18 protein-coding genes are annotated in these 24,349 nt (G+C 34.1%); 17 read left to right on the forward strand and 1 reads right to left on the reverse strand.

Features of this window, described 5'->3' with window-relative positions; all coding sequences use genetic code 11:
- Nucleotides 1-16: 16 nt before the first annotated feature.
- The gene (locus CVT00_RS00720; protein ID WP_103558265.1) at nucleotides 17-1,207 is read right to left on the reverse strand and encodes a NifS family cysteine desulfurase; all 1,191 of its coding nucleotides are present in this window, start codon (nucleotides 1,205-1,207) and stop codon (nucleotides 17-19) included.
- Nucleotides 1,208-1,524: 317 nt separating this feature from the next.
- Here CVT00_RS00720 and CVT00_RS00725 point away from each other — a divergent pair, with 317 nt between their 5' ends.
- The 17 genes from CVT00_RS00725 (at nucleotide 1,525) to CVT00_RS00805 (ending at nucleotide 24,312) form a co-directional block, all read left to right on the forward strand.
- Entirely contained in the window at nucleotides 1,525-2,154 is a 630-nt protein-coding gene (locus CVT00_RS00725; protein WP_103558264.1) for a tRNA 2-selenouridine synthase, read from the forward strand.
- A 2-nt stretch (nucleotides 2,155-2,156) separates the two neighbouring features.
- The gene (locus CVT00_RS00730; protein ID WP_196376863.1) at nucleotides 2,157-3,596 is read left to right on the forward strand and encodes a hypothetical protein; all 1,440 of its coding nucleotides are present in this window, start codon (nucleotides 2,157-2,159) and stop codon (nucleotides 3,594-3,596) included.
- A 101-nt stretch (nucleotides 3,597-3,697) separates the two neighbouring features.
- Nucleotides 3,698-4,348 carry a tRNA 2-selenouridine synthase gene (locus CVT00_RS00735; RefSeq protein WP_103558261.1) on the forward strand — a complete coding sequence of 217 codons (651 nt, stop codon included), beginning with the start codon at nucleotides 3,698-3,700 and terminating at the stop codon, nucleotides 4,346-4,348.
- A gap of 2 nt (nucleotides 4,349-4,350) precedes the next feature.
- Complete coding sequence (locus CVT00_RS00740) at nucleotides 4,351-7,917, forward strand: hypothetical protein (RefSeq protein ID WP_107915068.1); 3,567 nt, start codon at nucleotides 4,351-4,353, stop codon at nucleotides 7,915-7,917.
- A gap of 24 nt (nucleotides 7,918-7,941) precedes the next feature.
- Nucleotides 7,942-11,718: a hypothetical protein gene (locus CVT00_RS00745; RefSeq protein WP_196376864.1), complete on the forward strand. Its 3,777-nt coding sequence runs from the start codon at nucleotides 7,942-7,944 to the stop codon at nucleotides 11,716-11,718.
- Nucleotides 11,719-11,721: 3 nt separating this feature from the next.
- The gene (locus CVT00_RS00750) at nucleotides 11,722-13,056 is read left to right on the forward strand and encodes a thioredoxin reductase (protein WP_107915070.1); all 1,335 of its coding nucleotides are present in this window, start codon (nucleotides 11,722-11,724) and stop codon (nucleotides 13,054-13,056) included.
- 18 nt (nucleotides 13,057-13,074) lie between these two features.
- A complete protein-coding gene (locus CVT00_RS00755) occupies nucleotides 13,075-13,914 on the forward strand; it encodes a 3-deoxy-D-arabinoheptulosonate-7-phosphate synthase (protein WP_107915072.1) in 840 nt (279 codons plus the stop codon).
- Between the two features lie 3 nt (nucleotides 13,915-13,917).
- On the forward strand, nucleotides 13,918-15,252 hold the full coding sequence (locus CVT00_RS00760; protein ID WP_107915074.1) for a thioredoxin reductase: 1,335 nt from the start codon (nucleotides 13,918-13,920) through the stop codon (nucleotides 15,250-15,252).
- Between the two features lie 115 nt (nucleotides 15,253-15,367).
- Nucleotides 15,368-15,835, forward strand: a complete 468-nt coding sequence (tssJ, locus tag CVT00_RS00765) for a type VI secretion system lipoprotein TssJ (protein ID WP_103565622.1) — start codon at nucleotides 15,368-15,370, stop codon at nucleotides 15,833-15,835.
- Between the two features lies 1 nt (nucleotide 15,836).
- On the forward strand, nucleotides 15,837-17,231 hold the full coding sequence (gene tssK, locus CVT00_RS00770; RefSeq protein WP_021086322.1) for a type VI secretion system baseplate subunit TssK: 1,395 nt from the start codon (nucleotides 15,837-15,839) through the stop codon (nucleotides 17,229-17,231).
- 9 nt (nucleotides 17,232-17,240) lie between these two features.
- The gene (gene icmH / locus CVT00_RS00775) at nucleotides 17,241-18,005 is read left to right on the forward strand and encodes a type IVB secretion system protein IcmH/DotU (protein ID WP_021086306.1); all 765 of its coding nucleotides are present in this window, start codon (nucleotides 17,241-17,243) and stop codon (nucleotides 18,003-18,005) included.
- Nucleotides 18,006-19,286 carry a type VI secretion system domain-containing protein gene (locus CVT00_RS00780; protein WP_107915076.1) on the forward strand — a complete coding sequence of 427 codons (1,281 nt, stop codon included), beginning with the start codon at nucleotides 18,006-18,008 and terminating at the stop codon, nucleotides 19,284-19,286.
- An 80-nt stretch (nucleotides 19,287-19,366) separates the two neighbouring features.
- A complete protein-coding gene (gene tssB, locus CVT00_RS00785) occupies nucleotides 19,367-19,852 on the forward strand; it encodes a type VI secretion system contractile sheath small subunit (protein ID WP_012001089.1) in 486 nt (161 codons plus the stop codon).
- Nucleotides 19,853-19,854: 2 nt separating this feature from the next.
- Nucleotides 19,855-21,303 carry a type VI secretion system contractile sheath large subunit gene (gene tssC / locus CVT00_RS00790; protein WP_021086376.1) on the forward strand — a complete coding sequence of 483 codons (1,449 nt, stop codon included), beginning with the start codon at nucleotides 19,855-19,857 and terminating at the stop codon, nucleotides 21,301-21,303.
- Between the two features lie 8 nt (nucleotides 21,304-21,311).
- Complete coding sequence (locus CVT00_RS00795) at nucleotides 21,312-21,701, forward strand: hypothetical protein (RefSeq protein ID WP_012001091.1); 390 nt, start codon at nucleotides 21,312-21,314, stop codon at nucleotides 21,699-21,701.
- Nucleotides 21,701-23,419 (forward strand): type VI secretion system baseplate subunit TssF, encoded by a 1,719-nt coding sequence (tssF, locus tag CVT00_RS00800; protein ID WP_107915077.1) that lies wholly within the window; start codon nucleotides 21,701-21,703, stop codon nucleotides 23,417-23,419. Before CVT00_RS00795 ends, tssF begins: the two co-directional genes overlap by 1 nt.
- Entirely contained in the window at nucleotides 23,416-24,312 is an 897-nt protein-coding gene (locus CVT00_RS00805; protein ID WP_069722350.1) for a type VI secretion system baseplate subunit TssG, read from the forward strand. The genes tssF and CVT00_RS00805 overlap by 4 nt, the downstream gene beginning before the upstream one ends.
- Nucleotides 24,313-24,349 lie beyond the last annotated feature (37 nt).

Below are 24,349 nucleotides of genomic sequence, written 5' to 3' on the forward strand. Positions count from 1 at the left end.
GTTTTTCCTTTAAATTTTATAATCCACTCTTATGCCACTCTGGGGCGTACGCGAAGGTGCTTGATATGCCTCTTAGCCTATTTACAGCATTTGTTATCTGCTCTATCGCATAGTCGATCTCCTCTTCGGTGTTAAACCTAGAAAGTGAGAGTCTAAGTGCGGTGTGGGCTAGCTCTTTGTCAGCGCCGATAGCTTCCATGATAGGGTTGCTCTCTAGCGTCTCGCTCGCACAGGCAGAGCCGGTAGATGCTGCTATGCCAGCTCTATTTAGATCCCAAAGCATAGCCTCACCCTCGACACCTTTGATAGAAGCTAGGATGGTGTTTGGCACGCGCTGCTCTTTTTTACCAACGACGCTAACGTCAGGAATTTGCAGTAGTGCGTCTTCTAGCTTGTCACGCAAACGGCGAACGTGTGAGTGCTCGTAATCCATAAATTTATTTGCTAGCTCAAGCGCCTTGCCCATGCCAACGATACCTGGTACGTCAAGCGTGCCGCTTCTGCGTCCGCCCATGTGCTCGCCACCGTGAAGCAAGCTGCTTAGTGGCATGCTATTTTTTATAAATAACGCGCCAACGCCCTTTGGTCCGTGAAATTTATGCGCCGAAAAGCTTAGAAAATCAACGTCTAGGTCTTGAACATCTATCTTTATCTTGCCAACTGCTTGCACGGCATCGGTGTGAAATAATGCGCCGTATTCGTGAGCGACTTTGGCAAGCTCTTTTATAGGAAAGATCATACCAGTTTCGTTGTTTGCGCTCATTATGGCGACAAGTGCGACGTTTTCGTCCATGACAGTCCTTAGCTGATCTGGAGTAACGATACCATCGCTATTTACGTCTAAAACCGTAAGCTCCACGCCATATTTTTCTAGAAATTTACAAGTTGCTAAAATGGCTGGATGCTCGACCGCGGTTGTAACGATGCGTTTTTTCTCGCCAGTTGCTATTTTGTCAAAGTAGATGCCTTTTACAACCCAGTTGTTGCTCTCGGTCGCACATGAGGTAACGACGATGTCATCGCTATCTTTTGCGTTTATGCCAGCGTAGAGCTGATCTAGCGCTGTTCTTAGCGCTGGGTGGGTTTCTGAGCCAAATTTGTGAAGTGAGTTTGGATTGCCGTATTTTTCGCAAAAAAACGGCTTCATAAGCTCAAAAGCCTCTGGATCAACCATCGTTGTAGCGTTATTGTCTAAATATACTCTCAAATTTAAAACCTTAATTCGGATAAAAAATATCCCTTTTATTTTTGATGGGATATTATAACAAAAAAGTTAAAAGCAAGTTTAAAAAAATGCTTTAGTTTTTTCAATATTTAGCTCATTTTGATAGTAAAAAATATTGAAATTCTTTATCAATATTTGACAGATGCGCCATTTGCGAAATTTCGCCTAAAAGAGCCTATTTTACTCTTAATATTAATTCTTTTTCTTAAGGATTAAAAATTTAAAAGCCAGATAATTAATGGTATTGTAAATATTGCGACAATAAAATACCCAAAATAAAATTTCTAAAAGGGTATAGGATGAAATTTATAGGCATTATACTTCTGCTACTAACAAGCATATTTTTAATAGCCTGCTCTGCAAATCAAGCAAGCAACAAGATAAGCAACTCTGAACTAGAAAGCTTAGCTAGTAAATATGGTGGGGTTTATATATTTAACAAGAAATTTGTTGATGAGATAGAGAAAAGAGAGGCTGAGAGGAAAGAGCTAAGCAAATCGCTTGGTGACAAGATAAGATCAAACCCTAGAAAAATAAAACAAGGGGATAAATTTATAACAATATATGATGTGGATATGACGTTAATAAATAAACAACTTCCGCGAATTCTCTCAAACGGCAAGCCATATTACCAAAGAAGAAGCTACTCTAAAAAAGTAGTAATACCTGAAGATGTAGTTGTCAAGTTAAAAAACTTTATGGGCGAAACAGCTTATAAACTTTCATCTATAATAATCGATGAGTTTTATTTTGATAACGAAAATTTAAAGGTTATTTCTCTAGATGTAAGCTTTTATGAGGGGTATACCAAATACGGCTTATTTGGTGATGAGGGTAGAGGTTTTGCTCTATCTAGAAAAGACATAAAAGATATAGGTGGAAATAATAAATTTATCCTTAATAACAACAAATTTGAAAAAGTGAAATAACAATGAGCCAAATTTCAACAAAAGAACAAATACTTAAATTTAAAGACTATGCAGATATAGCAGATGCTTCTTATTCTTTTTTACATTATGTCTTTGAGAATGAAAGAAACGGACTTGATGATCTTTATAGTAAGCGTGGCAAAGAAAACGTCCCTGAAAGCATTGTAAATTCATATAAGAAACAAGAAGTAGAAAAGCCTGTTTGGAGATATGCAGATGGCGTTGTTAAGGGTGATGTTTTAAAATCAGATCAGAAAGATGAAAACGACAATATTATTAAAGAAGCTGGCGAGCCAACCGCCTATGCTCTATCTATCGAAGCTCGCTTTAATCAAGATATGGTAATAACTAAACCAACCGACAAAGAAGATGATAAACCTGAAATAAAACTTATAAATAATGAGGTTCAAAGCTTTGTTTATCAATCAAAAGATATAAACAAACCACCATATATCTTTGTAAATAAAGAAAACTTCCACCAAATTTCCCTTCGCACAAAAGCCTTTGTCAATCGCTATGAGCTAGTCCATCACATCAAAAATACATCTATCACTGGTTTTAGCTCGACACTCTTTTATGATAGTAAATTTAAAAACTACATCATAGGCTTTAGGGGAACTGAAACTGAGCTTAATGACTTAGTTTTGGCTGATGGCATGATAACCTTTTTAGGTGCAGGACTAAGCCAAATAGCCTCTATGGCTATGCTAAAAGGTGATATGTATGATGCTATAAGAGAGCATAAGCTAAATTTAAATCCAAACGATAAAAGCGAAGTCTCTAATCTTGTCTTATCAGGTCACTCACTAGGTGGCCATCTAGCTCAATCCTTTGCCTTTTTATACACTAAAGATGTAAAAGAGCTATATACTTTTAACGCTCCTGGCTTTGGTGGTATATATGCTAGTTTGCTCACTATAGCTTTAAGATTTGTTAGCTTTATAGCTAAGGCAATACTAAAAGGTGTAAGGTGGATAGCAAGGCTGCTTGATCCAAATGGCTTTGTAGGAAAGATAGCTAGCTCTATCTTTAACAAGATAAAAAATATGTTTGGCTTTAAAGACGACAAGAGCACACTAAAAGAGTGTGTAGATACTATCAAAGATAATGAGAAAGCTTGCAAGGAAGTAGGAGATAAAAAGGTAAGCTCTAATATCAATAAATCTAGCAAAGGAAGCCATGAAGTAGAGATACACCACTGCGATAGCGTCAGACATAAAATTTATGACAAAAATGATGAGGGGCTATTTGATGCTAGTGATGATAGTGGTGAGGATAGCTTTAAAAGAGAGTGGAACCAACTCTATGAGCCAAGCACTTCAGTGATATCTGACCTTGGATTTAGATATGGACTAGAACCACTTACTAGAGTAGGTGATGGGGCAGAATTTGACTATAAAAATACAGACAAGCTACATCTTATAAATATATTAGTTGCCTAATAAAAAATTTAACAATCTACAAATAAAGCATAATAAATTAATAATATTATAATTTCAAAGACAATAAAATAAGCAAAATAAATCTTCTAAAAGGATATAGGATGAAATTTATAGGCATTATACTTCTACTACTAACAAGCATATTTTTAATAGCTTGCTCTGCAAACCAAGCAAGCAACAAGATAAACAACTCTGAACTAGAAAATTTAGCTAGTAAATATGGTGGGGTTTATGTGTTTAATGAGAAATTTGAAAAAGAGATAGAGAAACAAGAGAAAATAAGAGATAGTAAGAGAAAGGAAATTTTAGAAAGAATAAAGACAATACCTAACAAAAATGAGAGAAACAAAAAAATGAGAGAAATTTTAAAGCTTGAGTTTTACAATAATCCTGAAATGCAGCAAGTTCTTTCTAATGGCAAGCCATATTATACGCGCTGGACAGATTATGAAAATAAGACTGGCAAAAAATCAGTAATCCCTGAAATTTATATTAATAAAATAAAAGAATTTATTGGTATGCAAGACTACAACAAACATAAACCATATATAGACTTGATTAAATTTTATATAGAAAGCGATGGAAGTATAGTGCCTATTGTGATGACAGTTGATTATTATGTCAAAAAGAAAAACTATGGCCTATATGGAGATGAGGGTAGAGGATTTTCTTTAAGTCAAACAACTTTAAAAAATATTAGCGGTGACAATAAATTTATCCTTAATAACAACAAATTTGAAAAAGTGAAATAAAAATGAGTGAAATTTCAATCAAAGAACAAATAATAAAATTTAAAGACTATGCAGATATAGCTGACGCTTCTTATGCCTTTTTGCATAATGTCTTTGAGAATGAAAGAAATGGACTTGATGACCTGCAAGATAAGCTTGGTAAGGAAAATGTCCCTGAAAAGATTGTAAATTCATATAAAGAGCAAGAAATAGAAAAACCTGTTTGGAGATATGCAGATGATATAACTAAAGGCGATAAAATAGATGAAAGCAACGAAACTGATACATCACAATCAAATAATCGTAAATTTGGTGAGCCTACAGCCTATGCTTTATCTATCGAAGCCCGTTTTAATCAAGATATGGTAATAAAAAGACCCAAAAGGGGCTCCGATACTGAATTTGAAGACGTTGCCATTGATAATAATGTTAAAAATTTTATTGCTGTCCCAAAAAATCAAGAGCCCTATATCTTTTACAAAAACATCTCCCTCCGCACAAAAGCCTTTGTCAATCGCTACGAGCTAGTCCATCACATCAAAAATACATCTATCACTGGTTTTAGCTCGACACTCTTTTATGATAGTAAATTTAAAAACTACATCATAGGCTTTAGGGGAACTGAAACTGAGCTTAATGACTTAGTTTTGGCTGATGGCATGATAACCTTTTTAGGTGCAGGACTAAGCCAAATAGCCTCTATGGCTATGCTAAAAGGTGATATGTATGATGCTATAAGAGAGCATAAGCTAAATTTAAATCCAAACGATAAAAGCGAAGTCTCTAATCTTGTCTTATCAGGTCACTCACTAGGTGGCCATCTAGCTCAATCCTTTGCCTTTTTATACACTAAAGATGTAAAAGAGCTATATACTTTTAACGCTCCTGGCTTTGGTGGTATATATGCTAGTTTGCTCACTATAGCTTTAAGATTTGTTAGCTTTATAGCTAAGGCAATACTAAAAGGTGTAAGGTGGATAGCAAGGCTGCTTGATCCAAATGGCTTTGTAGGAAAGATAGCTAGCTCTATCTTTAACAAGATAAAAAATATGTTTGGCTTTAAAGACGACAAGAGCACACTAAAAGAGTGTGTAGATACTATCAAAGATAATGAGAAAGCTTGCAAGGAAGTAGGAGATAAAAAGGTAAGCTCTAATATCAATAAATCTAGCAAAGGAAGCCATGAAGTAGAGATACACCACTGCGATAGCGTCAGACATAAAATTTATGACAAAAATGATGAGGGGCTATTTGATGCTAGTGATGATAGTGGTGAGGATAGCTTTAAAAGAGAGTGGAACCAACTCTATGAGCCAAGCACTTCAGTGATATCTGACCTTGGATTTAGATATGGACTAGAACCACTTACTAGAGTAGGTGATGGGGCAGAATTTGACTATAAAAATACAGACAAGCTACATCTTATAAATATATTAGTTGCCTCGCACTTTATGAAGCAGATCGTGGAGAGCCTATACTTGATGGAGTACCTGCTAAGCAATGAAAAAAATGAGGCAAAGATAAAAGATAAAGATGTGCCAGCCGCTCTAGACTATCTAAATGACTATATACAAAGTCTAAGCTTTAACGTCTACTTTTATAAAATTTCTCTAGGCTATCTACCAAAACTAGGCAGCGAGGATAAAAAAAGACTTAGTATACTTGAGAGCGTGATATACCCTGTGGCTTTATATGTAAATTCTCTTGGTTTTGAGGATGAAAAAGAGGCGCCAAATTTAGAAGACCCTGTAAGCTCGCTCTTGTACTACAAAGAGAAAGATAAATTTGTAGATATGATAGATAGAGAGGAGATAAAGGCGCTAGATGCTAAAGATATAGCTAGCAAGGTAAAAAGCGGTGATCTAAATCTTTTCTTTGCTATCTACTCGGTCAGATACTTTATGCTAAGTAAAAAGGCTGATCTGAAGGCATTTAAGGACCGCATGAGCTATATATCTGACTTCTTTAAGATAGCAAGCTCGCATGCAAATTCTAACTCAAACGAAAAAGAGCTAGAGCAGTATATAAACACAAGGCTAGAAATTTATAGAAGTGCTTATGAGTTAAAATTTGAGAGTTTTAAATATGCGGACGATAACAAACACTATGTGGTAATAGCTAAGACAAATACTGATAAGAAGATAACAAGAGGCATAGTGCTAACGCATAACTTTAAGCTAATAGACAATGTGGCAAAAGATGCTAAAAACGACGTGGCAAAAGAGTACTTAAATGTGATAAGGCTAGAGCCAAATGAGCTAATGCATATCAGTGAGGGCAAGGTGGATATACTTTTAAGAGATAAGAGTATATTTGATATCAATCAAGTTAGCTCTGATCTGGATATAGACTTTACAAAGTTAAAAACACAGGTTTATATCATAGATAAGCCACTAAACACCGCCACAGAGCAATCAGACTATCCACTATACTTTAAAAAAGAAGAGGATGGGGAGGAGTCAAATTCTAACCTGCTAAGCTTTGCTCATCAGCCAAGAGATGAGGATAAAGACAAGGGAAGACTAACTATCGATTATAAAAACCAACGAGCTTGTGTGCTAAACTACTCTTTACTAAACAAAAGCCTAAATATAGACCTAAAACCAACAAACAAAGAGACCAAAGAGTCGCTTGAGCGGGCAAATGAGAGGCTAAATTTAGAAAAGAGAAGTAGTGCGGTAGGTGCTTCTGGAACTGCCTTTGCTAATCCAATAATAGAAGATGACGTGGTAGTTTGCCCACATGGCGGCCATGTGATCTTAAAAAGTAGAGCAGGCAAAAGCATAAGGTCAGATGATCAAGGTGTGATACTTGATGTTGATTTTATAAACTCACCGATAGTTGGCTGCTCGGCTAAAAACCCTTGCACAAAGGTGGCATACGTGCCAAGAGCAGCTCTTAGTCTAAAAAGTATGAATAACCACTATGCTGTTATGCAAGATCTAGTGCCAGCGTGCCTAAGCAACACTGGCTCACCGCTAAGGTGCATAAAAAAAGAAAATAGGATAAAGCTAGCTCATAGCGTAGGTAGTCCAACATCTGAAAACAATAATCCAGCGGTGGTAAATCCAAATTTAAACAAGCCAGTGATAAGACTGCATGTAAAGGCTTTTGCTTCTCAGAGTGATAACCTTTTGGTGGCTACATACTATCTATTTGATAAAAAATTTGAAGATAAAAATGGCTTTAGTAAGATCAAGCTCAACTTAGACAAGGGAAGAGACGTAGAGGATAAGAATTTAAAGGCTCTTTTGGCGGACAATTATGACGATAAGCGCTATGATATAAAAGAATTTAAACTAAGATATGGAGCAGATAAGCTAAATTTGGTATTTGTTGCTCCAAAGAATTTTAGCGCACTTGATAAAGAGAACTATAAAAAAGCAAATAGTCCTGAAAGTGGTGTGGGATTTTATGCTAGTTTGGATGAGTTTAACAGCTCTAGTACAGATAAAAACAAGCAAACTTATACGAAAGTATTTTTAACTCCAACCGGCGCTAAAAGTATAGAGCTTGAGATAGCTAAAGGGCTAGATAGTGGATATGAAAACGACATAAACACAACTAGCTTTGTAATGCTTGTTAGTTGATAAATTTAAAGTGAAGGATCGTTCTTGAGACTAGATAATACGAAAATTATTAGAAGCATAGAGGAATTGCTTTTCGAGTTTGGTGTTAATGGTGAGACATACAAAAATATAACCTTTTATTGTCGTGATTTAAATCATTTTTATAATACAAATATACTAAACGGAGATGCTTTATATAATAAGATATTTACCAAGCTATATGATCAAAAAAAGGCGGGTAAAAATGTTAGCATAAAGACTTATAAATACTTTGATAAGTTTAGTTTATTTAAAAATGATCGTGGTTTTGAAAGAACTGATGAAATAAAAGTCGCAAACAGTAGTATAAATTTAGAGGTGCTTAGTCAAGAAAAGGATATTATAGAAGAATTTACTAAAGAGTTAGCAAACCTTGCAAATTCGTTTAGGGATAAAGATGATAAAGTTAAAAATTTCGAAGAAGCATCTAGTGAGCTAGTGAGCAACTATAAAAAATTAGATCAACAAATTAATTCATTGTTGGATAAGCTACAAAACGCACTAATAGAAAAAGTCACCATAATATTAAACCATGAAAATTTCGATAAGGGAAAAGAGAGCATAGAGGCAATCAAGAGCGGATTTACAGAAATCAAAGAAAATCTTGAAAAGGCTTCAAAGGATGGCAAGCTTTACATAGCAAAAGAGATATTTAAATTTCTTTTTAGCCTTATTGATATAACTGATTTAAGGTCTACCTTTAAACCACTAACACTACTGCTTGCCGTGCCAGATGCCCTTTCTGCTATAAAAAATGTAAGTGAATTTCTCCAAAAAAGAGGATTTTATGCTTTTTCTGGTCCGGTTATGAGTTTGCTAGCTACTAAGTTTGGCTTTACACTAGGGCTATTAAATACAGTGTCGTTTAATAATATCTTAGTTTTTACAAATGACGATCAAAAGAGTGGAGCATTTATAGATTTTTCAGGGTTTGATATAACAGCTACTAGGACAAAAAGTAACTATGACGAGTACATCGGAATTTGTTCTGATTTTTCATTAGAAGGTGATGAAAAAAGTCTATTTGATGCAAAGATAAGTAAATATGAAAATATAGATAAAAAGAATAATATATCAATATGTAAAAATGATAAGGATAATACTGAAGAGAGCTTACTTAAAAGGATAGAAGAGTGCGTGATCGCAAATAGAGCAAATTTTGTCTATATGCAATATCCATTTTTTAACTCTTTAAAATTTGCAAATCTTTTAAGAGACAAATCCTTAACCACAAAAGACAACACTCATAATACAAATAATAGTAGCGGTATCTCTAAAAACTATCTTGTCATCTCAAACGCCCCTATAAGAGAAAATGCAAAGCTAAACGAGCATCTTTTACAAAACGTATTAAACTATAAGATAGTAGATAGTCTAAATAGAACGGATGATAAGAAGGTGACCGATCCTAAACAACTAAAAGGCATAAAAGACTATAGTCAGTACTCTATACAAATAGACGCCAAAAACGATGAAGATCTATATCTGTTAAGCTTAAGCCCATTTACAAGGGTTAGTAAAGAGAAGATCGAGAAATTTAAAAACAATATTTCAAAAAATTCTATATTTAACACGTCAATGGGTAAAGAAATCTTTGGAAACACAGATAGATTCTTTGAATTTGCACAAGCTGCCGACTATTTAAGTCATATAGATAAGCACTTTAAAAATGCTAAAGACATGGAAGAGATAATCAAAAATGAGAAAGAATTTTTAAAGGCAAATATAGAGGAATTTAAGACTTTCTTTTTAAATTTGAATTCGAATACGGAACGAGATCGCATTGTTTATGCTTTGGGTAAACCAACCTCAATACCAATCGATGATAGAGGTATGATGCAACTACTATCAGAGGAGTCTAATGATGCAATTAAGATAGAAACAGAATACTATTATCCAGCAACAAAAGTATTTTTATTAACGATGGGATATTTTATATTAAGACAAATATTTGATAATTCCATAATTAAACCAGAATCTTATCTCGGGGATGAAGCCATAAATTTATATGGCGAAACGCTTCTAGTTTTATCTAAAAATACCTATTATCTAAAGGAAGATAAAACAAAAGTTCCTATATATTTCTTTAAAAAAGAAAAAAAAGAAAAAAAAGAAAAAGAGGAAAAAGCGAGACAAAAGGATGCCATCTGTATAGAAGAGATAGTGGAAACAATAGAAAAAAGCCATGTGGCGGATGATGATCATATATTGAATGATGATACATATAGTGAGTTAAAAAAGATACTTGAAGAGCCAACAACTATAGATACATATGATATGAGTGATGAGAAATTTGCAAGTAAATTCAAAAAAGAAAATTCTTTAAGTGACGAAGAATATAAAGAACTTAAAAAGACACTTAGTAATCCTAATAATATAGATACGAGCAGTATAGAGGATGAAAAATTTAAAAGATATATAAAACAGATAAATGATGATGAGTATAAGGATATGATAGATTTTTCATTAAAGTCTATAATGAACGATATATTGTACGATATATTTCCATTTTATGGCTTTTTTATAGATAAATGCGGTGAAACTGTATGGAAAAGTGTCATAAGGACAATGTTTTATGTAGGAAAAGACGCTGCTCCTCTTAATGTCGTTAAAGGTATATTTATGGCAACGGGTGGGGAGCTTAGATTGGTCACGCTAATAAAAGAAAAACCTTATTTAATATTCATCGGCAAAAATGATGACAAAAATCTTAATCTTCATAAAAGTCGCGAATTTTTTAAGATGCAAAAGCTAAAAAGCAATGACTACCTTTTTTCTTATTTTGGACAAAAAGCAGAAGACAAAGCTCAACGTCTAAATCAGGAAAAATTAGCACAAGAGTATAAAGGTACTACAATAAAACTTATAACTTTAAGGATAGGTATAGAATTTGCAAAAAATGCAGGAAAGGCAACAATATCTAATCTAGCAAAAGCCGGCTTTAATTTTTTTATAGATAGTGCTTATACTTCATCTTACGAACACCAAAAAAGATCTTATGAACTAATACTTCATAAGTATTTCACAAATAAATTTAATGATACCTATGCTGTTAAGAATATATCTTATGAACCAAATTCAAATAAAACAAGTGAATATACTTACTACCCTATAGAGATATACTCATCTTTTATAAATATAGATCTAAAAAGAACTATCATAGGAGGAAGACTATCTAGTGGAGGACTAGACTACCATAACTTCTTCTACTATGATATAAACACTACTACAAACAAACTAGACTCTAACCTATCAAAAGATATAAGCCTAGATACTATGATATCTTATCTATGTCTAGATGAACTAAGAACAGATAATAAAACTGATGAAGAGTTCTTTAATAATCTAAACAAAAGAAACAAGAAGCTAGCATATTCACCAAAAGAGCTTATGCTACAAGGAGTTAAAACATTGCTTACAATAAGTCCATCAAATCCAATAGGTATAAAACAAAGAGAGAAAATTTATGATATGTATAAGACAAATAAAAGCACCTCAAAACAAGCCCTGCCAATAGACAAATACAACGAAGCTATGGAGATACTAGAAGACTTTAAAAATGGAAATTTAAACACCTTTGGCTCAGAAGTAGATAATAAATCAAGAAGACTACTAAAAGCATTAGATGTTATAGGAAACAACAATGTCAAGGGTATGTATGTGGGGTGTAAAGATAACTATAGTAACGGTAAATTTAATATTTCTAAGGCTATAATCCCCCCTCGCCTAATCGGTCGTCTAGCCACCACCATAGTAATGGAAGATGGTCTATATATAGGATAAGAGATGAAGAAGATCATATTTATCATCATAGCTCTTTTATTAGCAGGATCATTATTAATAATAAACAAAGGAAATTTAATGGATAAAGAAATTTATACGGTTATAGCGCCAAATGGAAATATAATTGAGATCGATAAGAAGACAAATTTAATTGTTTCAAAAAATATTGCAAATGATGAAGCTTATCTAAAAGAAAAATCTCAAATGCTCCTACAAGCCCGCTCCATCCTAGACTCATCTCCATATAAAAACTATAAACCTCTATACTATAACCCTAAGCCAAATTCTCTAGGTCAAACAGACTATCTATCATTTAAACCATGGCTAGACATTAGCTATAAACCAAGCTCTACTAAACTATCACCTTGGACTAAATCAGAAAAAGCCTACTATGAAAGTTTAAAAGATAAGAGAGATAGATATATCTATCTAGTAAAAAGAAGCAATCTAAAATGCACTATGATAGATATACCAGATGATGCCATAGGTAGAGTAGATAGCAATGGCAAACTAACAAAGCCAGAGTATGCTGAAATTTATGATGAAGTAGATAGAAATAAAAATACACTTAAATCAGAACTCTTTATAGGAGAGTGGGGAATTTGTGCTGGAGTATTAGGAGATAGTGAATCACTAGGTAATGGAAATGAAGGTGGATTTAAAGCAAGAGAATTTCAAGCAGTATTTCTAGCAGCCCAACTAGGAGTAGTGGAAGCACTACATGTACTAGCAGATTGCTTTAAATACTATACATATACAGTTGGAGTAAATAAAAATTTAGATACCTACGAAAAAATTATTAAACTATATAAAAATCCCCCACTAGATGAATATGGAATGATGCCTTATCTAGATGAGATAGTAGGGAACTATTTCGTGATGGATTTTAATAGGGACAATTTAGTAGTTATACCAGATGGTGGTTTTTATGCTGGACTTAGAGAGCTTGTAGAAGACAAAGGCAAGCTACTAGACCCTAGAGATATAGATGCAAACGAGACTACGAGAAACGAATTTGATAACTTTATAAAGAAAGTTCTAGATGACAATAAAGAGGATTTTAAAGGAGGTTTCCCTGCAGAATGGGATGAAAGAAGGCTATCTCTTTACATCGACTCCACCCTCCTAGAAGCTAAAATAATGTCCCTAACCCCACCAGAGGGATATCCTAATGCACCATACTACAACACACCAGAAGAGCTAACAAGACTATATGAGGCTGGTAAATTAGATAAAAAGCTAAACCCTCTAACACCAGTGATGTATAGAGATAGCTTCCCTGAAGATCTTAGGCAAAAGATCCTAAGCTATGCTAAAGAGCATAATATAAAGGATTAAAGAATAAATTTAATATCTATGGCTCCAAACGGAGCCACCTATGAACAACAAAAAAGATCTTATGAACTAATACTTCATAAGTATTTCACAAATAAATTTAATGATACCTATGCTGTTAAGAATATATCTTATGAACCAAATTCAAATAAAACAAGTGAATATACCTACTATCCTATAGAGATATACTCATCTTTTATAAATATAGACCTAAAAAGAACTATCATAGGAGGAAGACTATCTAGTGGAGGACTAGACTATCATAACTTCTTCTACTATGATATAAACACTACTACAAACAAACTAGACTCTAACCTATCTAAAGATATAAGCCTAGATACTATGATATCTTATCTATGTCTAGATGAGCTAAGAACAGATAATAAAACTGATGAAGAGTTCTTTAATAACCTTAACAAAAGAAATAAAAAACTAGCATATTCACCAAAAGAGCTTATGCTACAAGGAGTTAAAACATTGCTTACAATAAGTCCATCAAACTCAATAGATATAAAACAAAGAGAGAAAATTTATGAGATGTATAAAGAGTCTGTAGCTGAAAACAAAAGTGCCAATGCAACTTTTGGTATTCCAATAGACAAATACAACGAAGCTATGGAGATACTAGAAGACTTTAAAAATGGAAATTTAAACACCTTTGGCTCAGAGGTAGATAATAAATCAAGAAGACTACTAAAAGCATTAGATGTTATAGGAAACAACAATGTAAAGGGTATGTATGTGGGGTGTAGGGAGAGCTGGAAAGAAAAAGAAAATTTAGAAGAAAAAAATATCCCTCCTCGCCTAATCGGTCGTCTAGCCACCACCATAGTAATGGAAGATGGTCTATATATAGGATAAGAGATGAAAAAGATCATATTTATCATCATAGCTCTTTTATTAGCAGGATCATTATTAATAATAAACAAAGGAAATTTAATGGATAAAGAAATTTATACGGTTATAGCGCCAAATGGAATGGAAATACCATTTGATAAAAAGACAAATTTGATAGTTGCCGAAAAAAATCCCAATATGCAACTAGCTCCAGATCTTGCAGCCAAGCTAGTCCTCGACTCTCGCTCCATCCTAGACTCATCTCCATATAAAAACTATAAACCACTATATTATAACCCTAAACCAAATTCATTAGGTCAAACAGACTATCTATCATTTAAACCATGGCTAGATATTAGCTATAAACCAAGCTCAACTAAACTATCACCTTGGACTAAGACAGAAAAAGCCTACTATGAAAGCTTAAAAGATAAGAGAGATAGATATATCTATCTAGTAAAAAGAAGTAATCTAAAATGCACTATGATAGATATCCCAGATGATGCAATAGGTAGAGTAGATAGTAGTGGCAAACTAACAAAGCCAGAGTATGCTGAAATTTATGATGAAGTAGATAGAAATAAAAATACACTTAAATCAGAGCTTTTTATAGGAGAGTGGAATTTATGTGCTGGAGTATTGGGTAATCCATCAGCATTTGGTACTGGCGGTTCAGCAGGATTTAAAGCCAGAGATTTTCAAAAAGCATTTCTAGCAGCACAGCTTGGAGTAGTAGAAGCATTAAACTATCTGGCAGACTCTTTTAAATACTACACTTATGGGATGGGAGTAAATAAAAATTTAGACACCTACGAAAAAATTCGTAAACTATATAAAAATCCCCCACTAGACGAATATGGAATGATACCTTATCTAGATGAGATAGTAGGGAACTACTTCGTGATGGATTTTAATAGGGGTGGGGTCATACTTGATCCAATAGCTGATACCGTTCATCACTTAAGGGAAATGGTGGAAGATAAAGGCAAGCTGCTAGACCCTAGAGACCTAGATGCTAATGAGACAACTAGGGAAGAATTTTTGAAATATGCAAAAGAAACCTTGCATGATTTTCAAGCCCCTTATGATGTCGCAGAGCCCGACGATACTGAATTAAAACAAGTTATGTTAAATAGAGACTCTGGTATATTAGAAGCCAAAATAATGTCCCTAACCCCACCAGAGGGATATCCTAATGCACCATACTACAACACACCAGAAGAGCTAACAAGACTATATGAGGCTGGTAAATTAGATAAAAAGCTAAACCCTCTAACACCAGTGATGTATAGAGACAGCTTCCCAGAAGATCTTAGGCAAAAGATATTAAGCTATGCCAAAGAGCATAATATAAAGGATTGATTAACGCTCATTAAAGTTTTATTTAAGAATATTGATTTTAAAATAAGTTTCTTCTAAAATAACTTTAGATAGAATTACATAAAAATAATATTATTAACGTGAGGTAAAGGAAACCATGAAGAAAACGTTTAAATTTCTTTGTTCTTTAATTTTTATGCTATTTATCGCAGGATGTGCAAAAGATCTTATCATAAGCAACACTCCAAATTCAAATTTAAACTACCACGGTGACAACGTTCCAGTGACCATCATCGCTTATAAACTAAGAGATGTGGCAAAATTTCAGCAAGCTAGCATAGTTGATCTAGCTGAGAAAAATGGTGACATACTTGGTCAAGACAAGATAGACTCGATAAAAACGCAAATTCAGCCAAATACAAACAGATACGCTTTTACAAATGTCGATCCAGACGAAGTGCCATACGTGGGCATTTTGGTGCTTTATGCTGATCAAAGCAAGACAAATATCAAAGCTTATAAATCAACAAAAGAAGCAAAAGAGAAAAATATAGTTTTTGAGATAACTAAAAATGGCGTAAATACCATAGACGCTAGCGGCTCTAAGATCCAAGCAAGCAAATAAAATGTCTGATAAATTAAAAGTTGTCTGGTACAACGGGATGAACGTTGACAAGGTTCATTTCGAGCAACAAGAGAGGTATTTTGAGAGAAATTTAAATCTAAAAACCGTCTCGTCTTTATCAAATTTATATGGAGTTTTGGAGCTTGAGATCTCAAGCGAGCTTTTACTTCAAGGCAAGATAGGGCTAAATAAAATTTCTTGTATCTCGCAAGATGGTACGATATTTAACGCCCCAGATCAAGACGACCTACCAGAGCCTCTTGAGATAAGTCCTAGCGAGCTAAATTCTGCTGTCATAGTGCTAAAGCTACCAGTTAGCTCAGGGCTTGTTGATGTTAGCTTGCAAAACAACCTGCCAAATCTAAAATTTACAGCTAAACAAGCGCTCATTAGCTCAAGAGTGCATGATGAAGCTAGCAACGATATCTTGAACGAGTTAGATGACAAAGATGACTTTGAGCTTTCGTCTGCTTTTACGCAGGATAAAGAAAATTTGATCCTGGCAAGCCAAAGATCGGCTCTAGGAGTGCTTGGCTCAAAGACACCTTATGAGCTTAGCGTGCCTATTTGCAGGATAAAAAACATTGACCTAAACAAGCAAATAACGCTTGATGAGAAATTTATCCCAACCTGCATCGATATAAGTAAAAATTCTTTCATCACTAGCTTTATAGATGAGTTTAGCTTTGCTACAAAGCAGCATCAAGAGAGCTATACTGGGCTTTTAGGCGGTATAGATCAGGCTAAAAATAGGCTTGATATCTCAACATATTTGACGCTAAATATGCTTAAAAAATGGCACTTGATATTCTCATATCTTTTCAAAAGAGACAAAATTCATCCAGAGTATCTATATGAAAAGCTAGTTGATTTTCAAGCTGATCTGCTAGCCCTAAGTCACGATGATAGTTTTAGCGAATTTATAGCTTATGATCACAACAACTTAAGTCAAACTTTTGTACCGTTAATAAACAATCTTAGGCTTTTATTCTCGCATATCTTGTCGCCAAAATACGTCATGGCACAGATCGTCAAAAACAATCACGGCTTTTTTGACTGCGTCTTTGATAACCCAAGCATCATAGAAAACTCAGAAATTTACTTTGCTATCCATAGCGATACAAAAAATGAGTACCTGCTTAAAAATTTCAAAGAGCAGTGCAAAATCCACACCCAATCAAACATCAAAAGTATCGTCTCATCGCAGCTTCGCGGCATAAACGTAGAGCAAATTTCAGCTATACCTAGCACATTGCCAAAGCTAAATGACTATATCTACTACAAGATCGATAAAAAAGATGAAATTTTCAAAAGCTTCGCAAATCAAAGCGTTATTAGCGTCTATATAACAGCAAATTTATCAAACGCTGACATTAAGATGTGGGCTTTATTATAAGGACAAAAAATGAGTGAAAATCAAAATGACATTTCAGTTTTAAGCCAGACAAAGCTTCTAGGACTTGGCGCAAATCCTGCCCTAGATCACGTGCTACCACTGCTTCTTTTGGCAAACAGAGTATCAAAACTACAAAATTTTTCACAAAGTGAGATGCAAAATTTACGTGAAAAGCTGATAAATGATATATTAAGCACCACTTCAAAGATCTCAAATTTGGGCATTTATGAAGAGGATGACATCATTAGGCTTAGATATTGCCTTTGCGTTTTCATCGATGAGAGCTTGCTCAAAAATGAAATTTTTATGAATAGTTTTTGGGCGAACAACACTTTGACAACGAGATTTTTCAACGAAAATTTAGGTGGCAACAAATTCTTTGGCATCATGGATAAATGGTTTGAAAATGTTGGCAAAAACAAGGACTTTTTAGAGTTTATCTACGCTTGTTTGGTGCTTGGCTACAAGGGTAAATACGAAGCGCAAGAAGATTGCAACGAGAAAATTTCATACCTTTGTGAAAATATAGCCTCAGCCGTTTCGCCACTTATAAAGGCTGATGAAAATGTATTTGAAAAGAGCTATTTAAAAACTAAAAAGAGAAGCTTTTTTGAGATATTTTCACTAAGACATTTGAAATTTTATTTTATCCTTATAGCGCTTGCAGCGATTGCAGCTGCGTTTTTATATAGCACCTATTCGATGGATCAAAACAACGTTAAAAACGACAGCGTTCTAAACAATAAAATAGAAAATTTTATGGACAAAAAGTAAGTGCAAGATAAGTTTTTCAACAAATTTAACGAAAACTTTTCAGAAAACGAACTCTACATCAGCCTTATAGACGAGATGTCAAAGTATAAGACTTTGACTCATGATACGATAAAATGGGACTTTGTTTTTAGCTCGTCTTTAAAGGCATTAAGCGAATTTAGCCTCGATGTAAAGCTTTTAAATTTCTTAGCTATCTCTGCTGTAAATTTAAACCAAAAAGATAGTTTTAAAACTCTGATCGAGGCCTTCTCATTTTTTCTAACAACCCTAAAACAAGAGCCAAATTTATTAGCCAAAAATGAAAAGCAAGTGCCTGCTAAAAAAAAGATATTTGCCCAAACGATAGAGCTTTTTACGCAAGCTCATAGGGACGGTATAAATTTAGACGAAGCGGACGCAAGAGCTTTTAATGAGCTTGTACCTGAGCTCTCACGCGAGCTTAGCACGCACTTTGACACGCTTTATATAGAAGAGAAAAATGAGCAAACTCAAAAAGTAGAGGAGCCAAAACAGCCGCAAAAGACCGAACCAAACTACTCGCAAAGTGTCTCTTTTGGCAATAGCGACATTAGCACATTTAGTGATAGAGAGTTTAGGGAGTATTTTGTAAATTTATCCATCTCGCTTTTAAAAAATGATATAAAAAATTTGACCGCTTACTCGCTTATTTTTGAGGCGATGTGGGGCAGGATCAAGGCTTTGCCAGTTAGCAGCGAGCAAGTGACGCAGATACGCTATCCTGATGAAAATTTGATCTTACTTTTTAAAAATATGAAAGAAGCAAACCTTGGTAATTTAGAGAAATTTATAAGAAATTTAGCTCTTAATCCATTTTGGATAGATGGCGTTAGGATATTTTGTGAATTTTTAAGATCATCTGGACTAAGCGAGCAAAGCGAACTAGTTTCTAGTATGACTTTAAATTTTATAGAAAAATTTTCAGATATGAAAAAGCTTAAATTTCAAAGTGAAGAGGCATTTTTCAGCGAAGAGAGTGCTAAATTTTTTAGTAAAAAAGTGACTTCAAATTTTATCTCTAGTGATGATATGAAAAAGGATATGAGCTTTGAAGAGCTGATAAAAGCCCTTGATAGAAGCAAATATACAACAAATTCGCAAAGTGAGCTTAGCTTTTTGTTAGAGCTTTCCAAAATTTTTACAAGCCAAGGCATGGATAACAATGCGAAAGTTGTATATTCGCAAATAGTTAAATTTATAGAAAACACCGAGCTTAAGGATTATTTGTCAGATATTTATATAAAGGCAAAAACATTTTTGTGATAAAATATGTTTTTTTAAAACTTCTTTAATTTTATTTAATTATAATTCTTAAATCATTTACTCAAAAAAAGGATGTTATTATGGCAGAGAATTCAATCCCACCAAAAGAACGTATAAACATTGTTTATAGAACCAAAACAAACAACCAAGAAGCAGATGTTGAGCTTCCATTAAAGCTGATGGTAGTTTCAAATTTGACTGGTGAAAACCAAACTCCACTTGAAGATCGCGAAGTTGTCTCTATAAATAAGATAAATTTCGATCAAGTTATGAAAAGTTTAGACATTCATACTGAATTTTCAGTGAAAAATAGACTAAATTCTGGTAGCGAAGATCTAAATATCGATCTAAATTTTGAAAGCATTCAAGACTTCAATCCAGACAATATCATCAACCAAGTACCTGAGCTAAAAAAGCTATTACAGCTTAGAAAAGCTTTAGTTGCGTTAAAAGGACCTATGGGCAATATGCCTGATTTTAGAAAAGCAGTTTTAGAGGCTATTAAGGATGAAGATAGTAGAAAACAGCTTCTTTTAGAGCTTAAAGACGAAAAAGATAAGGAATAAAAATGTCTGAAACTAAAGTAAAAACTCCTATCATCGAAAGCATAATGCAAAGGAGCAAATATACAAAAGATGATGAAAGTTATAGCGTAGTAAAACAAGGAGTTGCTGAGTTTATCTCAAATATCATTACAACAAACAACGCTGAAGAGAAGATAAATAAGCTAGCACTTGATGAGATGATAGCCCATATAGATACGCTTTTATCAGCTCAGATGGATGAAATTTTACACAATAAATCTTTCCAAGAGCTAGAATCTACTTGGCGTGGCATTAGATTTTTGGTTGAGAGAACAAATTTCAACGAAAACGTAAAGATCGATCTTTTAGATGCAACAAAAGAAGAAATTTTAGATGACTTTGAAAACAATCTAGATATAACTCAAAGCACACTTTATAAGCAAATTTACTCAGCTGAATATGGTCAATTTGGTGGTGAGCCAGTTGGCGCGATAGTTGCTGACTATGAGCTAGATAAGTCAAATCAAGACATGACTTTCTTAAACAAAATGTCTTCAATTGCGGCGATGAGCCACTCTCCGCTTCTAACTTCGTTATCTTCTAAATTCTTCGGACTTGATAACTTTGGCGAGCTTGAAAACATAAAAGATCTAAAGAGCCTACTCGAAGGTCCTCAATACACAAGATGGAGAACTTTTAGAGAGAACGAAGACGCAAAATACACAGGTTGTATGGTAAATAGATTTCTTACTAGATCTCCATATATCCCAGAAGATAACCCTATAAAAAGCTTTAACTACCGCGAAAGCGTTGATAAGCACGATGATATGCTTTGGGGCAACGGCGCTTATGCGTTTGCTACAAGACTTACAGAGAGTTTTGCGGACTATAGATGGTGCGGAAACATCATCGGACCAAAAGGTGGCGGCGCTGTAAAAGACCTACCAACTTACACTTATGAAAACTACGGAAGCGTTCAGACAAAAATTCCAACCGAAGTTTTGATCACAGATAGAAGAGAATTTGAGCTTGCAGAAAATGGCTTTATCACGCTTACGCTAAGACGTGATAGCAACAACGCTGCGTTCTTCTCAGCAAACTCTGTGCTAAAACCTAAAGTTTTCCCAAATACTCCAGAAGGCAAAGCTGCTGAGACAAATTTCAGACTTGGCACACAGCTTCCATATGTATTTTTGATCTCTCGTTTGGCTCACTATCTAAAAGTACTTCAAAGAGAAGAGATCGGTACTTGGAAAGAGCGCAGTGACGTTGAACGTGGCTTAAATGAGTGGCTAAGACAGTACATCTCAGATCAAGAAAATCCACCAGCTGATGTAAGAAGTAGAAGACCATTTAGAAGCGCAAAAGTCATCGTTAGCGATATAGCTGGCGAGCCAGGCTGGTATAAGATAGAGCTTCTAGCTAGACCTCACTTTAAATTTATGGGGGCAAATTTCGAGCTTTCTTTGGTTGGTAAGCTGGATAAAGAGTAAATTTAAGCATGTCGCTGATAGATAAAATTTTATATGAATTTAGTGATGAGTCAAAATTTCGTCCATATTTTAAAGATCTAGACAGCGACATCAAAGATCATATCGATACTATCTTAAACTCAAGGCTAGGAAACTACGGCCGTTTAAATGATAGTATCATCGATCTTTGGTCGGTTGGGGTCGAGATAAACGAGCTTGGCCATAGACTTGGCATGGCGATATATGAACTAATCACCTCAAACGAAAATAGAATAGAGATAACCTCTATCGGCTATGATGACTCGCTAAAGCCTTGGCGTATCATCTTTAACATAAACTATAAGCATAAAAACGACAATTTCAAAGAGTATTTGCTAAAGGTTATTTTTAAAAACAATAGATATTGTGAGATTTTATAATGGATTATAATGAAAATAATTTAGCTTATTTTCAAAAAGAGATGGCGTATCTTGATGAAACAAGAGCACTTTTTATAAAGAATTTCCCAAAAGTCGCACCATTTTTAGATACTAAGAGCAAAGATCCTGATGTTGAGAGTATCATAGAAAATATGGCTATTTTGACATCAAGGATTAGACAAGAGCTAGATGAAAATATCCCTTTAATAGCTGAGTCTTTGATAAATATCTTAATGCCAAGCTACACAAATCCTTTCCCCTCAGTTTGCATGCAAGAATTTGCTCTAAGAGATGACTTTTCAGAAAAAAAAGAATTTATACCAAAGGGCAGCATCATAGAGTCAAAGCCAATAAACGGCGTGGCTTGTAAATTTCAGACGATATATGACGTAAATTTACTTCCTTTAAAGATATCAAAAGCTTTTATGTCAAATAACAAAAGCGACTATCTTTTAAATTTAAACATATCTATTACCAAAGATGAGCTTAGTACCAAAGAGCTTGATACCAACTTTTTAAATTTATACCTTGGCGATAACATATACTTCTCTTCAACTCTTTTGATGTGGCTAAAAAACTACTTGAAATTTATAGTAATAAGCTTTGAAGATAGCGATGAGGAGATAAAACTTGGAGCTGATAAGCTTAGCTTGGATGAATTTGATGAAGCTTTGATAAATAGCGATGAGTTTGGTTTTGAGGCGTTTGAGCTTATAAAAGAGCTTTCATATTTTTCATCTAAACTAAATTTCATCCGTATAAACGGACTTGGTTTTTTAAAGAGATTTGACGCAAAAAGCTTTAACATCAAATTTGTCTTTTCAAAAGATATGCCAAATGGTTATGTGCCAAGGCTAGAGTACTTCTCTCTCTTTGCCACACCAGCGATAAATTTGTTTGCCAAAGGCGCTGAGCCTATACAAAATAACAACAAACGAAGCGAGTATAGAATTTTCATCGACCGCTCAAACATAAATGCTTACGAGATAGTCTCTATCACAAAGGTCGTCGCTCACAGCAGCAATAATGAAAAAAGGATACTTAAAAACTACAAAAGCTTTGAGAGGTTTGAGTTTTTAAATAGTCAAAGATCAAAGGATTATTACTTTGTAAGCAACAAAATAGATATGAAGCTAAACTCTTACAAAGAAATTTCATTTTTTAAAAATGACGCTAAAGAGCAGACCGTAAGCATCGAGACGCTTTGCTGTAATAGCGACCTACCAATTAATCTAAAACTAGGCGAGATAAACAAAATCCAAAATCACCAAGGCGTAGTAACCAAAAATTTAACTATCCCAACTAGCGTAAAACGTGTAAATGTAGATGGAAATTTACTTTGGAGGCTGGTTAGTATCTTGTCATTTAGCTATCAAAGCATACTAAACAAAGGCTCTTTTTTGGCACTGCTTAATGCCTTTATGCTACCTGATGATGAGTTTTTGAAGAAATTTTCTAGCTCGCTTCATGAGATAAAGACAAAACAAATCCACAGGGTCGATGGCGGCTTTGCAAAAAGAGGAGTGCTTTGTATATTTTATATAGATGAGAGCGAGTTTGAAAGCCTTGGAAATGTCTATGTTTTAGGTATAAATTTGGCTAAGTTTTTATCAAAATTTGCTTCTATTAACTCATTTTGCGAGCTTAAGATAAAGTGCGTAAAGAGTAAAATTTTATTTGATTATGGGTTTTTAAGCGGCACGAAAGAGCTTGTATGAGCGAAGAGATAAGCCAAGCTTCTTTTTTTAAGCTGATAAAAAACATCCTAAAAAATAGGGATAGGAGCGAGATATTTTTAAAAAATAGCTCGAGTTTTGCCTACCCGATCAAAGAGCTCGAGAGCTTAGATGAGCAGGAGCTTACAAAGATAATTGTAAATTTTATGGGTCTTTTAGGAAGCGGCTCGCACCTAACAAGCTACATTTTAGAGAAAATTTCAAAGACTAATGACAATAGCTATGAGCTATTTTTTGATTTTTTTGACAACTACTTGCTTTGGCTTTTTTTTGACAGCATTAGTCTGAAAAACTACGCAAGATCTTTTGAAGATGAGCTTGATGATAAAATTTCAAAGATATTACTTGATATGCTTAATATAAAAGAAAAGCTGCTGGCAAAGAAATTTCTGCCATTTTCGCCACTTGCAGTTAGCCAAAGAAGGCCAAAAAAAGAGGTTGAATTTGCACTTCAGAGCCACTTTGGGCTAAAAGATAAGCTTTTTATACTTGAAAATTTACCAAATCAAATTTTTATAGCCCCATCAAATTTAAACTCTTTAGGTCATAAAAATAGGACACTTGGTAAAAATTTCATCCTTGGTAAAAAGCTTTTTGAAAAACAAACCAAGATCGCAGTCTTTATAAACGGCATAGAGTATGAAGAGGCTGTGAATTTCTTCCCCAAAAAAGATAAATTTAAAGAGCTTCAAGAGACTCTTTCTTATTTTACTAATGATGAATTTGTTTCTGATTTATATTTGAAGATAAATTACTCTCACAAGATGCAGTTTAAGCTCGGGTCAAAATATACAAGTAGTCAAATTGGCTTTGGTTCAAGGCTTAAAAATGATAAAAAAATGTCAAATTTTATAAAATTTAGACTTTGTTCATAAAATTTAACTCCAAAATCAAAAAAATCTGATATAATTA

Origin of the sequence: Campylobacter concisus (genome assembly GCF_003048675.2) — a bacterium.
Classification (GTDB): domain Bacteria; phylum Campylobacterota; class Campylobacteria; order Campylobacterales; family Campylobacteraceae; genus Campylobacter_A; species Campylobacter_A concisus_F.

What these genes read in the sequence shown, in the direction of transcription:
- CVT00_RS00725 (WP_103558264.1), top strand. Translation starts at nt 1,525, where the DNA reads ATGAAATTTATAGGCATTATACTTCTGCTACTAACAAGCATATTTTTA.
- tssF (WP_107915077.1), top strand. Translation starts at nt 21,701, where the DNA reads ATGGATTATAATGAAAATAATTTAGCTTATTTTCAAAAAGAGATGGCG.
- CVT00_RS00760 (WP_107915074.1), top strand. Translation starts at nt 13,918, where the DNA reads ATGAAAAAGATCATATTTATCATCATAGCTCTTTTATTAGCAGGATCA.
- CVT00_RS00755 (WP_107915072.1), top strand. Translation starts at nt 13,075, where the DNA reads ATGGCTCCAAACGGAGCCACCTATGAACAACAAAAAAGATCTTATGAA.
- CVT00_RS00735 (WP_103558261.1), top strand. Translation starts at nt 3,698, where the DNA reads ATGAAATTTATAGGCATTATACTTCTACTACTAACAAGCATATTTTTA.
- tssJ (WP_103565622.1), top strand. Translation starts at nt 15,368, where the DNA reads ATGAAGAAAACGTTTAAATTTCTTTGTTCTTTAATTTTTATGCTATTT.
- CVT00_RS00795 (WP_012001091.1), top strand. Translation starts at nt 21,312, where the DNA reads ATGTCGCTGATAGATAAAATTTTATATGAATTTAGTGATGAGTCAAAA.
- CVT00_RS00730 (WP_196376863.1), top strand. Translation starts at nt 2,157, where the DNA reads ATGAGCCAAATTTCAACAAAAGAACAAATACTTAAATTTAAAGACTAT.
- tssB (WP_012001089.1), top strand. Translation starts at nt 19,367, where the DNA reads ATGGCAGAGAATTCAATCCCACCAAAAGAACGTATAAACATTGTTTAT.
- icmH (WP_021086306.1), top strand. Translation starts at nt 17,241, where the DNA reads ATGAGTGAAAATCAAAATGACATTTCAGTTTTAAGCCAGACAAAGCTT.
- CVT00_RS00750 (WP_107915070.1), top strand. Translation starts at nt 11,722, where the DNA reads ATGAAGAAGATCATATTTATCATCATAGCTCTTTTATTAGCAGGATCA.
- tssK (WP_021086322.1), top strand. Translation starts at nt 15,837, where the DNA reads ATGTCTGATAAATTAAAAGTTGTCTGGTACAACGGGATGAACGTTGAC.
- tssC (WP_021086376.1), top strand. Translation starts at nt 19,855, where the DNA reads ATGTCTGAAACTAAAGTAAAAACTCCTATCATCGAAAGCATAATGCAA.
- CVT00_RS00805 (WP_069722350.1), top strand. Translation starts at nt 23,416, where the DNA reads ATGAGCGAAGAGATAAGCCAAGCTTCTTTTTTTAAGCTGATAAAAAAC.
- CVT00_RS00740 (WP_107915068.1), top strand. Translation starts at nt 4,351, where the DNA reads ATGAGTGAAATTTCAATCAAAGAACAAATAATAAAATTTAAAGACTAT.